This window comes from Candidatus Limousia pullorum (assembly GCF_057405065.1).
The window spans coordinates 115,064-128,269 of sequence record NZ_CM171614.1; the positions used below are offsets into that span (position 1 = coordinate 115,064).

The following is a 13,206-nucleotide window of genomic DNA, read 5'->3' on the forward strand; positions in this document are numbered from 1 at the left end:
ATATGTAGTTTCTTCCTTTAAATCAAATAAAAGTTGATTACTGTTTTTTAAAAAATCATTTTGAATATACCAGCAACGTCCACACAGATAAAAACACTTAAAGTTCAAACCACATATTGCTTACTTTTTCTTTTTAGCTTTTCATTTTTAACTCAATTCCTTTCTTTTTTACATTTATTTTATTTTTATTATAATAAAATTTATCTATCTTTCTCTTATTCTTTTTAAAAACTTAGATTTTTTTAAAGATAATTAAAAGCTACCTGCATGATTATTCTATCACACAAGTAGCTATTCTTCTTTTGAAATTCAATTTTCATTTTTAAAATTCAATTATTTTTCAACAAATTTTTGTAATCCGTTGGTGTTTGTCCGCAAATCTTTTTAAACACAGTAGTAAAGTAACTTTGAGATGAAAAGGATAAATATTCAGATATCTCTAAAAGACTGTAGTTAGTATATTTTAACATCATTTTTGCTTCCTCAACTTTTTGTTCGTTAATGTATTCTACTATGCTCTTTCCTATATCATGTTTAAAACACAGACGCAAATGAGATTCGCTTACACCGCAATGACGGCATATATCAGAAACTATCAAATCATTATGTAAATGCTGGCTTATATAGTTTACAGCTTTTATAACCACCGGATTAACATCATGAATATTGACCTTGTATATTTGTGACTCGCTTATGCTTTTTGTATATTCCATTGTCACTTTCAAAAAGATTTCCTTTATTTCCCATTCTCTTTCCGACGCATATACTTTTCTGCAAAACTCCTTGTATATGGCGGCAGCTTTTGTTTCGTCTACTCCAAATATAACAGCTTGCCTGTTCACAAGAAGCATAGCAGCTATAAAACGAAATTTACTTGACATCAGATTGTCTTCACATCTTTTAAAAGCAGAGAAATTCAAAAAAGAAGTACAAAGCTTTTTCGTGTTCTCCAGATTTCCTGAAGATATGGCAGACAGTAAAAGCTCTTGTCTTTCAAAAGAAAAATAATCCTTTTTCTCTTCTTCTCTCATGTCAAACAACTTTTGAATTATGTCTTTGTTAATATCCACCACTACAGTGCTTTCTTCCACACTCTTGGAGATTTTCTTCCCTGTGAGCAAATAGTAACACATAAGTAAGTCAGCATTAAAACCTTTTTTATCCGTTATCTTTGAAACATAAAGATAATTTTTAAGCTTCTGTGTGTCACCGCCCGTTGCAAAATACAATGTTTTTCCTATAATGCGTAAATCCGAAAACGGGTCCGTTACGAATGCAGGACCAACTACCACAGTATATGTTTTGCCGTCTTTTGAATAGTTAAATCCACCCACTAACTCGAAACTGTTTATAAAAAAGGTTGTCGGCGAATCGTTAAATATTACATATGGTCTGTCTATGGCCTCACGGAAAAATACATTAAATTCCTCAGAACAGCTCCATACAAAATCTTTGCTCTCTTTGTCATATACAGACACATAGCATCCTGTAGAATTATAGAACAATTCCAGCCCTGAAAATACGTCATAATTATTATCCAAACCAATCACCCTTGTATAAACTAACCTATAAATAAATTATGCATTAACTTTTATTGGAACACAAGTACAATTATTTTCAAACACAAAGCAATATCAATTTTTATTTTACAGTTAGAAAAATTACACGTCAATGGAAATTACAGTAAAAGCAACCTGTTATAGTTGACCGGCATTATCACCTATGATACAATCGTTTCAAAGATATATAATATATGAAAATATTTGCAGGTGAAAAATGACAAAGAAAAAATTGTTTTATATAATAATTTTATTTATTACGGTTGTATGTTTACTTTCCGGTATTTTTATTCCCGAATCCGGTCAATTAGTTTTGCTCAAGGAATTTTTTACCGTTTTACTTATGATTATTTTGGCAGTGGCTATCGGAAAATCCTTGCCCTCTATCTTTAAATCAAAAAAATATTTAAAATCCATACTGGTTATATTGGTATTCGTTATATTATGTTTTGTAGCCGTCTTTAAATCCGCAGATATATTTATGGACATAATAACCGGCACTGAAACCATTACATTACATAATTGCAGTATAGACCGCAGTCCATCAATAAAATTTATCTGGAGACAGCATTATTATCTCCGTGGATTAGATTCAAACGGCAAAGCATACCGCTTTAGAATCTCAGAAAGCGACTATAATAATCTTAAAGAAACCGATGAAGTAACAGTATCCTGTTACAAAAACACACAACGTATAGTTGAATTTAAAAATTAGATGATTATATATTTTATATAGAAAGGAGGCTATCAAAGTGGAAACAAAAGTAATATCCTCTTGCGGCTTTTCAAATTACAATAAAGAAAATCAATCAAAAATCGTGGTGCTGGGCGGTTCGTTTAATCCGCCTACAACCGCCCATTTAGCTCTTATGAAAGCCGCTGTTGATGCAGCAGGTGCACAGCTCGGGCTGTTTGTGCCCACTCCGTTCTGGTATGTAGAGAAAAAGCTTGCTAAGACAGGACATAAGGAAGAAACCTTGCCGGATGAACTTCGCATAGCACTTCTCAACAGCATGTGCGCCGAAGATAAACGCTTGGCAGTAGACAGCTGTGAGCTTCAGCGTCAAAAAGGCGAAAGAAGCTTTACTTATGAAACACTGGAAAAAATACAAGAAAAATATCCTGAAAGTCAGGTGCTTTTTCTTGCCGGCAGTGATAAACTCCATATTATTCCACGCTGGCACCGTATCAAAGAGTTTGTAGAAAGATTCGGCATTATGGTGGCAAAACGTCAAGGAGAAATGCCGGAAACAGTGATTTCAAATCATCCGTTTCTGTCAGCTCATAAAGACGCCTTCACAGTGTTTACAGTTCCCGATTGGCTCGACACAATAAGCTCATCGGCTTTCAGAGAAAAGCTGCGCAATTATGATTTATCTGCAAAAGGAATGGTTACAAAGGATGTTTGGGAATTGTTGAAAAAGAACGGAAAAATTCCGAAAGTCATCGACCGTTTCCGTGAAGAATATGATTTTCTCAGTAACTTCTATCCGTCTGAGCTTGATTATAAGGGATTGCATTTTCTCAACGCCGAAGCCGCATTTCAAGCACAAAAATGCCTTACAAAAGAGGAAAAAATGCAATTTATAAATCTCCCTTCCAATAAATCCAAACGCCTGGGGCGTCAGGTGCAGTTAAGACCGGATTGGGAGGATGTAAAAGCCGAGATCATGGAAGAAATTGTACGTGCAAAATTTTTACAAAATCCGGATATTGCAGAAAAACTCCTCGCCACCGGAGATATCCCAATAATCGAGGGCAATACCTGGGGAGATACCTGCTGGGGTGTTGATACAAGAACAGGCAAAGGAAACAATCTCCTCGGAAAAATCCTCATGAAAATCAGAAACGAATTAAATTTGCAGAAAAAGATTTAAAATCAATAAAAAATTCACAATTTAAAATATCAAGCAAAAATTCCCCTCAGGCAATAACCTGTGGGGAATTACTTTTTATCAATAATCTATCGTACATAATAAGAATAGTAAATAGATTAAAAATATTATTTTTTATTTTAATTTACATAATACTATTAAATATGCAAAATTGCAAAAAGAAAAACAGGGAAAGCTATTGCTTTCCCTGTTGATTTGGAGGCGTCACCCAGATTTGAACTGGGGAATCAGGGTTTTGCAGCAAATGACAGCTTGTCATATTTGTTAATTTAATAACTACATTTTCATGTTTTTCCGTATTCGGAACCAGTTCCGCTTTATATCTCGTACTTCCTTTACACCTTTCCGGAACTGGTTCCGATTTTGTTTTTTATTATAAATCAAAGCTATTTTTTATAATATTATTGACAAATAGGAATAAATATATTATTCTTATGAATAAAATAAAGCTGGTAATAATTACTGGTTTGGGCTGGTCGAAAGACCCTGGTCCACCGAATTGCGGGGAATTTCCTCGCCGCTTCTTTTTATAATAATTAAATTATAAACTCCGAATTCACGTACTTCTTTACGAAATTCGGAGTTTTTTATTTTCCGGAATTAGTTCCGATTTTTATATCCATAAAAAATTAAAGGAGGAAATCATATGAGTATTAACGTGTCAACCATTTCAGGTCGTATTACAAAAGACCTTGAATTAAAGACTACACCAAACGGAGTTTCTGTTACAAGTTTCACCTTGGCGGTTAAAGGCTACGGAGATAATGTAGATTTCATTGATGTGGTTGCGTGGAAAAAGCTTGCGGAAATCATCTGTAAAGAATGCGAAAAAGGACAGGTCTTGACCGTATCCGGAAGGCTTTCAACAAGAACATATCAAGACAAAAATAGCATAAACCATAAGATGACTGAAATTGTTGCCGACGAGATAGCCTTTGGAGTTAAGGCAAAATCATCACAGGAACATCAGGATAGTCATAATCATGACGAACAATTCCCAGACTATGAAGAACTTCCAATTGATGAAGACCTATCCTTTGAATAATTCGGACAAAGTAATCATTAAGTTGTACCTCTTGTGTTTTAGCTTTAGATTATGCATATAATATTATTAATGTATTTCCAAACACTTGACAAACCATACGATTTGTAGCACAATTTACTATAAATAAGGGAGCTGATATTATGATATTTTCAATCATTCTAACTGAAGAAGAAAAACGATTGGCAGATAGCTATGCTAAAATTCATTCAATGTCCCTTGGTGAAGCGTTTAAGAGAGCATTATTTGAGAAAATCGAAGATGAATACGATGTTAATATTGCTGATGAGGCATATCAGGAATATGTTGCTGACGGCAAGAAAAGCCGACCTATCGAAGAGCTCTGGAAAGAATATGATATGTGAGATACCACATTAAAACCACTGCTTGCTTCGATAAGGAATTTAAGAAGCTCGACCAATACACAAAAAGCGACTTATATAAAGGATAATATAAAGGATAACATTATTGATACAGAATAAAACGAACCATCGGTGATTTAACTCCGATGGCTTTGTTTTATCCATAAACCGGAACCAGTTCCGTTTTTATATTTACTCCAAATGAAAGGGTGATAAAAATGAAAGAAAAAGAAATCCGTGACCGACTTTATGATATGTACAAGAACGGTCATGTGATTACACACACAGAAACAGGAGAGTATAAATTTCCGTATAACATAAGATTTTATTTTCCTGATGATGAGGATATGAAAAAACTTAAAGCGTATCTTGACAGATGTTACAACAAACTTAGGCAACTTTCTCAGTAACTATAAAAACAATTTTATATTATCATAATAATAAAAATATCGACTTTTTACGCAAACCATGGTAATATAAAAATAAATTCTTCTATAATTAACTGAAAGAAGGTACCAATCTGAAAACTAAGAATGTTGAACTTGTAAAAAACGAAATAATAATCCGTAAAATGAATCACCCGTCCTGTGTTACCTCATTTATACGTTGTGTTAGTTTATGTATAAAACGTAAGATAAAAAACATTAAGATAACATTGGATTGTGCCAAAGGAAGTATTTTTCCTGACGCTTGCCTTCCTATTTCAATTTTAATAAAGTTTTATCACTCAACTTTTGATATTGAATTTATTGTTACCAATGAGGATTCATATTTAAGTAAATGTGGCTTTTTTAATCCTTTTGATTTGGAAACTGAAAAAATAAAAACTTTAAGAAATCCTATGGACAAAATATTTGTATTTTCTGAAGAAAAAGAACGAGAAGGTCAGGTTTCAAGTCTTGTACAAGCATATATTGATTGTCTAAGTCGTACTACTAAATGCGGAAAAGATGTACTAAATGGCTTAATTTGGTGTATTAATGAGGTTATGGATAATGTTCTTGTTCATAGCCAATCAAAATATGGGTATGTTATGGCTCAATATCATAAAAGGAAAGAAGTATTTGCTCTCTGTGTTTATGATTGTGGAATTGGAATATACAATTCACTAAAGTGCAGTTCTCATAAACCTGCTTCTGAAATAGACGCTCTTACACTTGCAATACAAGAAGGTATAGGTGACGGTAAAGGACAGGGTAATGGCTTGTATGGTCTTTTTGAAATTGTAAAAGAAAACAACGGTAGATTAGTAATTTCTTCCGGCTACTCTACATTAATGTTGAGAAAAAATGAACTCATTAAATTTGAAAATGACGTTATCGTTTCAGAACAGTATCCCTGTACCACTGTAGACTTTCAACTTGATTTATCAAAAGATATTGATTTAAAAACCTCTTTAAGAAATCTTAATGGATTTGACGGATTTGATATAAGAATTGATGATATGTGGCAAGATGACGACGTTCTTAGATATGATGTTTTCAAACAATCATCTGGTACTGGTACAAGAATTGCAGGTGCAGAGTTAAGAAATGATGTTCTTAATATTCTCCAACGAGCACAATCTCCTATTATTCTTGATTTTGTAAATGTGCAAGCTTGCAGTTCTTCTTTTATCGATGAATTTCTTGCTAAAATGGTTATTGAAATCGGATTTCTGCAGTTTAACAAATTGATCAGGATCAAAAATATGAATTCTCTTGTTTCGCACCTATTTGACCGTTCAGTTGCATTACGGTTTCATCAAAATGTAAATGATGGGTTAAATTAGGTTAAATAAAGAATAATATTGTAAAATGGGGTTTACAAATTCTATAATTGCAGTATAATATAAATAGGGATAATCCCTATGCTTTTGATGTTTGTGCTCGGTTGTGAGAGTTACAAACGGAAGTCTTCATAAGGTTTAGCATGAACCCGTTCCAACTATGTCTTTAAGGCACAAAATGCTTATTTAAAAAACAAAGACCTGCTTTTTGCAGGTCTTTTCTCTTTATAAAAACTTAGTACATACCTTGACAGATGTTACAATAAACTTAAGCAACTTTCTCAATAAGTCACAAAAAGTCAGGAACTGATTGACAAATAAAAATATAAGTGTTATGTTTTTAATATAAGGAGGCAGAACAATGAAGTACAAAAACAAAATCATATCAACAATATTAGCGATTATGCTTGCCCTTTCAACTACAGTGTTGACGAGCTGTGGTGATGATAAAAATACAGACTCAACACAAACCACAACAACATCATCAACAAAGAACAACACAGATAAGAACACAAAAAATACAACCGATGAAATTGAAACAGAAACAAGAACAGAGGTTGTAACAGACGACGAAGGTGAAGTGGTTGATGTTATAACAATCGTTGAGCCGGCTACAGACGCAGCAGAAAAAAATAACAACAACGGCGGCAGTTCAAATAATCCTTCAAGCTCCGGCAATTCCGGAACCGGTTCCGGTACAACCAAACCGACCCAGAAGCCAACCGAAAAGCCTACACAGAAGCCAACTGAGAAACCTACAGAAAAACCGACTGAAAAGCCGACACAGCCGCCTACTGAACCGCCTACAAATCCACCCACTGAACCTCCCACAGAAGCTCCTACAGAGCCTCCGGTAAGTTCTCCGTATATCTATCCTTTCGACCCATATACCATTGAACAGGATATGATTAACTATGGTATCTCCCAGGGACTTACATACGATTCGTCCCTGACTTTCGGAAACTGCGGGTACAATGCCCCATTTGAATTATCATCAAGTTATTTTGTGTCAAGCGATTTAATTGGATTATCACAAAGTAATTGTTTCGGTAAAATAGACAGTGTTGTAAATTTGATGATAAGAGAAACAGGAACTGTAGAAGGTGCAAGATTTAGACCATATCTTGAACCATTGCCAAACGGTGGTTATCTTGTTTACTGTTTTTACGGTTAAAATTTAATATTTGATTATACCTCACCTCCTGTTTGACGCAGGAGGTTTCGTTATATATACGCAAAGGCAACCTAAAGGGCTGCCTTTTTCTTTTTTAAGGTGATTGGTCTTTTGAGGTTTTTGTTCATCTCCTTTCTTACTACTCCGTTCTCCCAATCACCTTTATGACAATTCAAAGCGGCGATTGGCGGCGCCGCTTTTTCATATATATAAAGTCAAATCCATCCTAAGCTAAACTATAAATCTAATATTGGAGGTGATGAATTATTAAAAAACAAAATGCCGCCAAACAAAAAGAAATGAACTGACTCATTTCTATTTTAAAAGAAAGGAAAGAATACTAATGGAAGAAAAGAAAACAAAACTTTCTTTTAAGGTTATTTCCATAGTGCTTGCATTTCTGCTTCTTATTTCTGCTATTCCTATTTCATCAATGGCTGCCGGCGGAAAAATAACCGTCACCGACTCTTTTGTAACATATAAACACAGTGTTAAAAAGCCGGGCACAGACCATATCTTCATATGGGACTGGGCATATATGCCAATGTATGAAATCAACGGTCAGGAAGCCTACTGCATAGACCCGTACAGAAGCGCAGGTTCTACAGCTGAACCGGGCTATTCCGGTTCTGTGTGGTGGAATTTTTCTTCCGAAAAGCAAGAGCAAATATCGCTTGCTTTAATATACGGTAAGCCGGGAAACTTTGAAGCAATAAACAAGCTCATAGAAAATGACCCCAATGCGGAAACTTTTGAAAAACGAAAACAATTTGCATATCTTGCAACAAAGCTCATTATTTGGCAATACTGTCTTGACCTTAGGGATTTAAACACAGCTGAAGTAAGTGACAGTCAATTTTCTCAGGAACTGTTATGGGCTTTTTTCGGAAGAAATTTTGAGTACACCGTATCCATGCAGAAGGTTTATAATTTTATAGATGAACTTTTGACTACTCACTATGTAAGACCAAGCTTTACATCTATTAAAGCGTCCGATGCTCCTACTGCAAAACTTGATTGGAAAGGCGATCACTATGAAGCGACCTTAAAAGATACAAACGGAGTTCTTGACCGCTTTGATTTCTCAGGAAATCATGATGGCGTGAATATCACTCAGGTTGGAAACACTCTCACACTTTACACAAACCCCGGTGAAACACTTAAATCCTCAGAGATAGTCATTTCAGCAACAAAGGAAATGCCTGTTGATGATACAGACGCACAGCTTATCACATGGGGCGGTGACGGACAGGACATGGTAACAGGAGTTAACGGCTATGCCGACCCTGTTCCCGCATATTTCAAAGTTGCCGTTGATACTGTTTCGTTGGGAGTTGAGAAAAGCTCAGTTGATTACAACGGTGTTGAGGTTCAAAAGCCTGACTCCCGTTATTCCGGACTTTACTTTAAGATAACCGGAACAGACGGAACGGAAGAAATTCTTGGTCCAACTGACGTAAACGGACAGATTAGGTCAGGAACAGGCGTGAAAACAATCCGGTGTCAGATTGGTGAAACCTACACAATCGAAGAACTTGGACTTAAAAACGGCGACAGCTATTATCTCCCCGATAACTATACAAAGCCTGAACCTATAACCTACACCCCAACCTCAGCAGACTCAGGCAAGGTTATAATCAAGTCCTTCACAAACTCTGGAGAAACCGACCTTAACTGGAAAATCCAAAAAACTGTAGTGGATGAAAGCGGAAACGTCTATACAGGCAAAGACAAGCTTGCCGATTGGTACTTTAAAATAACCGGAGGAAACTTACCGCCAGAAGGTCTTACAGTTGGTCCGACCGACAGTTACGGCTATGTGGATGTGGACTTTGATTTCCGGTATGACACCACCTATACGGTTGAAGAACTCGGAAAAATGGTTAACGATGAAATTGTTTTTCCTGATGATTACATAAAACCGGAAAATCAGACAGCCTCATTCACAAAAACATCTCAGGATTCATACACGCTTCAAATGAAGTTTGAAAACAAGTACGCTCCAAACGATTTGATTATTAAGAAGTCAGTTGTAAACGCTGAGGGTACACAGCTTACTAAACCTTCATCTGAGTATAGCGGCTGGTACTTCAAAGTGACGGGCGGCAACTTACCGTCTGAAGGTCTTATCGTCGGTCCGACCAACTCAAACGGAGAGCTGTCCGGAACAGTTTCACAGCTTGCCGGAACATCACTTAAGAAAGGCACTTACACGGTTGAGGAGCTTGGACTTAAAAACAGTGACGGAGATTATTATTTCCCCGACATTTACTCAAAGCCGGAAAATATTCAAACTGAACTTAATAACTCTGTTGAAACCGTAACGGTGACAAACACACAGATGAAGTTTGAATATCAAATCCAAAAAACAATAACAGATAAAGACGGAGAAACCATAAGCGCACCGTCAAAACTTCATAGCGGTCTTTACTTTAAAGTTACCGCCCCTGACGGAACATCCACTGTTATAGGTGCAACCGACGAATACGGTAAAACTCCTGCTTACACTGTTACAAAGACAGGCACATATACAGTTGAAGAGCTCGGCACAAAAAACTCCGACGGAAGTTACACCTTAGGCGATGAGTTCTTAAAGCCTGAAAAGATAAGTTTTGAGATAACATCAGCAGACGCAGGCAAAGTTAAAACCGTTGAGTTTGACAATGACTATGCCGAGTACAGCTACAGCATTAAAAAGTCTATCAAGCAGTCAGACGGTTCTATGATGACTGCGCCTAACGATAAGCTTGCCGGATGGTACTTTGAGATCACATCACCGACAGGCGATAAGACCACAGTGGGTCCGACAGATAATTACGGCAATACAAATACAATCGAAGCAACTACAGGTACTTGGACTATAAAAGAGCTTGGAGTTGTGGGAGCTGAAGGCGGTTATGTTATTCCTGATGATTATATGATACCGGCTACAAAGACGGTTAACATCACCAGAGAGAACGCAAACCAAACTACGGTATTTGAATTTGTAAACACAATGGATTTACATTCCATGGTTGTTCAGAAGCTTTCTGAGGACGACAAAATCGAAGGCATTACATTCTATGCATATATGCCGGACGGAAATGGTGGAATTATTAAAAATCCTGTAACCGGTCAGCCATATGAAATGAGAGCCATTACAGATAAAAATGGATTGGCTGTTTTCAATGAAGTGCCAAGCGGTGTATGGATAGTTCAGGAAGAAAATGTGCCTGAATGGTATATAAAACCTGAACCTCAAACAATTATTGTAAAGGGTAGCGGAGCAAAAGATTTTACTTATTCATTAAACGCTGACGGCGGCATGACTATTACAGGATACAAAGGTACAGGCGGACAGGTTGATATTCCATCTACCATAGACGGATATCCTGTAACAGAAATAGCAGACTATGTATTTAATGCAAATCCCCATGTTATGAGTGTTACCATCCCCGGCACTGTGACAAAAATCGGACAAGCAGCATTTATGTATGCAAGTTTAAAAACTGTTGTCTTGCCCGCAAATTTGGAAGAAATACCTTTCAGCTGTTTCGCAAAATGTCCAAACATACGTAATGTATATGTATACGGTAAAGACACAAAGATAGACAATTACGCTTTCCAAGGTTCCGGTTTTATAGGAATTAATGCCACAATGTATGGTTATACCGGAAGTCCTGCCGAAACATACGCTAATAATAATGGTATCAAATTTGTTTCCATTGGAACCTATGCGGCAAATGAAATTTTGGATGAAGAAGAAACAACGGAAGCTGTAACAGAACCTGCCGAAACAACCGAAAATGTTACGGAACCTGCTGAAACGATTGAAGCAACTGACGAGGTAACAGAAACCACAAAACCGACAACTGAAACAGTGGAAGAACCGCCTGCAGAAGAAACAACAGAAGCTCCAACCGAAACAGCCGATGTTCCAACGACAGAAGAGGAAGCAGGTACGTCGAATAAGAAGAAAGACGATATCTATTATAAGGACGAAAGTCTTGATGTTTCCCTTCCTCCGGAAAATGAAAAGTTAAGTAACTGAGAAAGAGGAAATAGAAAATGACAAACATTAAAAAATCAAGTAGAGTAATATCCCTGCTTTTAGTTTTGCTTAGCATATGCGGAATGTTGGCAGTCAACACATATACGTCATTTGCAGACGAAACAGAACCTACAGAAACCACAAGCGTAACTGCAAACAATGATGAACAGAAAGAAAACTATGTCTTTGTAAACAAACTTAAAAAAGGAAATCTTGATGTTACAAAGACCGCAGAGGACGGACTTGTTGAAGGCTTTACATTCCGCCTGACAGGTACATCAATGAGCGGTCAGGAGATTGATATGACTGCTGTAACCGAGGCAGACGGTGTGGCGCATTTTAAAGATATTCCAATCGGCACAGATTACAAACTCAATGAAATTGAGATTCCGGACAGATACATAACTCCGGATGAACAGACTGTTGTAATTGAGTACAACAAGCTTACTCAGGCTGCAATGCACAACGCATTGAAAAAGGTCAATATCATTGTTACCAAGACCGCAGAGGACGATGTTCTCGAAAACAGAACCTTTGAAATTTCCGGCACAACAGAGGGCGGACAGGAGTTTAAACAGACAGGCGTTACAAACGAAGAAGGTAAGCTTACCTTTGAGGGTGTTCCTTACGGCGATTACATTGTAAGGGAAATTGATGCTCCCAATTACTATGTAGTTCCGGATGAGCAGGAAGTAACTATCAATGCAGACAAAGATGTAAATCTCAGCTTTGACAATACACTCAAAAAAGGCTCTGTAAAAATCTTCAAAACTTCTGAGGACGGAAAGATTTCATCAATTGAGTTTACACTCAAGGGAACATCAGACTCCGGTGAAGAGATTGAACTGAAAGCTGAAACTAATGATGAGGGTATTGCGGAAATTAAGAATGTTCCGATAGGAAAATATACAATCATCGAAACTTTGCCTGAAGACTATTACGTTGAAGTATCTCCTCAGGACATAGAAATTAAGTATCAGCAGACAACAGAGGTAACATTCCATAACACCCTTAAACGTCAGGGCGTTACTGTTCAGAAACAGTCTGAAGATAACAAGATTGAAGGCATTAAATTTCATCTGTATGGAACATCCGACTCCGGCGAAGAAGTTGATATGACAGAAATCACCAATGCCGGCGGTATTGCAGTCTTTGAAGATGTTCCGGTCGGAACATACACGGCAGAGGAAATTGAAGTTCCTGAATGGTATATCACTCCGGAACCTCAGACTGTTGTAGTTAAGGCAGCAATAGCATCTGAAGCAAGCGTTACATATTCACTCAACGCCGATGCAGACCCTGAAGCTGTAGTAGAATCTGTATTCTCATTTATACCTGTATTGGCGGCTAACTTGTTTTCCGGCAACTAAGGTTTG

Annotated in this window: 10 protein-coding genes; 9 read left to right on the forward strand and 1 reads right to left on the reverse strand. The window is 36.8% G+C overall.

What is annotated here, in order from left to right:
• Positions 1–329: 329 nt before the first annotated feature.
• Positions 330–1,541 carry a helix-turn-helix domain-containing protein gene (locus CGICJO_RS00460; RefSeq protein WP_486499238.1) on the reverse strand — a complete coding sequence of 404 codons (1,212 nt, stop codon included), beginning with the start codon at positions 1,539–1,541 and terminating at the stop codon, positions 330–332.
• 235 nt (positions 1,542–1,776) lie between these two features.
• Here CGICJO_RS00460 and CGICJO_RS00465 point away from each other — a divergent pair, with 235 nt between their 5' ends.
• The 9 genes from CGICJO_RS00465 (at position 1,777) to CGICJO_RS00505 (ending at position 13,200) form a co-directional block, all read left to right on the forward strand.
• Positions 1,777–2,274, forward strand: coding sequence for a hypothetical protein (locus CGICJO_RS00465; RefSeq protein WP_486499239.1), 498 nt, complete (start codon positions 1,777–1,779; stop codon positions 2,272–2,274).
• Between the two features lie 37 nt (positions 2,275–2,311).
• The gene (gene ybiA, locus CGICJO_RS00470; RefSeq protein WP_486499240.1) at positions 2,312–3,436 is read left to right on the forward strand and encodes a riboflavin biosynthesis intermediates N-glycosidase; all 1,125 of its coding nucleotides are present in this window, start codon (positions 2,312–2,314) and stop codon (positions 3,434–3,436) included.
• Positions 3,437–4,100: 664 nt separating this feature from the next.
• Positions 4,101–4,499 (forward strand): single-stranded DNA-binding protein, encoded by a 399-nt coding sequence (locus tag CGICJO_RS00475; RefSeq protein ID WP_486499241.1) that lies wholly within the window; start codon positions 4,101–4,103, stop codon positions 4,497–4,499.
• A 140-nt stretch (positions 4,500–4,639) separates the two neighbouring features.
• Complete coding sequence (gene relB, locus CGICJO_RS00480) at positions 4,640–4,861, forward strand: type II toxin-antitoxin system RelB family antitoxin (RefSeq protein WP_486499242.1); 222 nt, start codon at positions 4,640–4,642, stop codon at positions 4,859–4,861.
• Between the two features lie 215 nt (positions 4,862–5,076).
• Positions 5,077–5,268, forward strand: coding sequence for a hypothetical protein (locus CGICJO_RS00485; protein ID WP_486499243.1), 192 nt, complete (start codon positions 5,077–5,079; stop codon positions 5,266–5,268).
• Between the two features lie 245 nt (positions 5,269–5,513).
• Positions 5,514–6,629, forward strand: a complete 1,116-nt coding sequence (locus CGICJO_RS00490) for an STAS-like domain-containing protein (RefSeq protein ID WP_158096314.1) — start codon at positions 5,514–5,516, stop codon at positions 6,627–6,629.
• A 358-nt stretch (positions 6,630–6,987) separates the two neighbouring features.
• A complete protein-coding gene (locus CGICJO_RS00495) occupies positions 6,988–7,800 on the forward strand; it encodes a hypothetical protein (RefSeq protein WP_486499244.1) in 813 nt (270 codons plus the stop codon).
• Between the two features lie 343 nt (positions 7,801–8,143).
• Positions 8,144–11,830, forward strand: coding sequence for a leucine-rich repeat protein (locus tag CGICJO_RS00500; protein ID WP_486499245.1), 3,687 nt, complete (start codon positions 8,144–8,146; stop codon positions 11,828–11,830).
• Between the two features lie 17 nt (positions 11,831–11,847).
• Complete coding sequence (locus CGICJO_RS00505; protein WP_486499246.1) at positions 11,848–13,200, forward strand: MSCRAMM family protein; 1,353 nt, start codon at positions 11,848–11,850, stop codon at positions 13,198–13,200.
• Positions 13,201–13,206: the final 6 nt, after the last annotated feature.

Coding starts and splice junctions, on each gene's coding strand:
- CGICJO_RS00465 (WP_486499239.1), top strand. CDS start 1,777: ATGACAAAGAAAAAATTGTTTTATATAATAATTTTATTTATTACGGTT.
- CGICJO_RS00475 (WP_486499241.1), top strand. CDS start 4,101: ATGAGTATTAACGTGTCAACCATTTCAGGTCGTATTACAAAAGACCTT.
- relB (WP_486499242.1), top strand. CDS start 4,640: ATGATATTTTCAATCATTCTAACTGAAGAAGAAAAACGATTGGCAGAT.
- CGICJO_RS00485 (WP_486499243.1), top strand. CDS start 5,077: ATGAAAGAAAAAGAAATCCGTGACCGACTTTATGATATGTACAAGAAC.
- CGICJO_RS00495 (WP_486499244.1), top strand. CDS start 6,988: ATGAAGTACAAAAACAAAATCATATCAACAATATTAGCGATTATGCTT.
- CGICJO_RS00500 (WP_486499245.1), top strand. CDS start 8,144: ATGGAAGAAAAGAAAACAAAACTTTCTTTTAAGGTTATTTCCATAGTG.
- CGICJO_RS00505 (WP_486499246.1), top strand. CDS start 11,848: ATGACAAACATTAAAAAATCAAGTAGAGTAATATCCCTGCTTTTAGTT.